The 616-nt window shown below is 71.4% G+C and carries 1 protein-coding gene; it reads left to right on the top strand.

The annotated features are described in order from the left end of the window. On the top strand, window positions 1–616 hold a 616-nt coding region (locus QC818_RS18310), incomplete at both ends, for an Ig-like domain-containing protein (RefSeq protein WP_309654305.1).

Here is a 616-nt window from a genome sequence, read left to right as displayed (position 1 = left end):
GCGGACGGCAGCAGCGCCAACGGCACGCTGACGGTGCGGTTCGACGACGACCTGCCGACGGCCAGCGCGGAAGCGGACCAGTCGGTCGCCGAGGGCGATACCGTGACCGGGACCCTGGACTTCGCGGGCGGTGCCGACGGGGCCGCGGTCAGCCACGTCAACGGCGAGGCCCTGGTATTCGATGCCGAGAACGACGGCTACTCGCAGGCCATCGCGCTGGATAACGGCACGCTCGAGGTCAAGGCGGATGGCAGCTACCGCTACACCGCGGACGACAACCTGACCCAGCCGGCCTCGGACAGCGCCACCTTCACGGTGACGGATAACGACGGCGACAGTGCCAGCGCCACGCTGAGCTTCACGATCACCGACGCCAACGCCCCGACGGCCGGCGAGAGCAGCGCGCTGGTCGATGACGAGGGCCTGGAAGGCGGCATCGACGGCGGGGTCGGCGATGACGTCGGCCAGGGCGACGAGACCAGCTTCAGCGGCACCCTGGCCTTCGACTTTGGCGGCGACGGGGCGGGCAGCGTCAGCCTGGCGGCGATGGATGGCGCGACCGGGACGGTGGGCACCGAGTCGGTGCGTTACGCCTGGGACGGCGCCACCGGCACCC

The organism is Halomonas koreensis, from assembly GCF_031451675.1.
In the GTDB taxonomy this organism is placed as follows: domain Bacteria; phylum Pseudomonadota; class Gammaproteobacteria; order Pseudomonadales; family Halomonadaceae; genus Halomonas; species Halomonas koreensis.
Note: the sequence above shows the minus strand (reverse complement) of the source record. Positions and strands in the feature narration are given on the sequence as shown.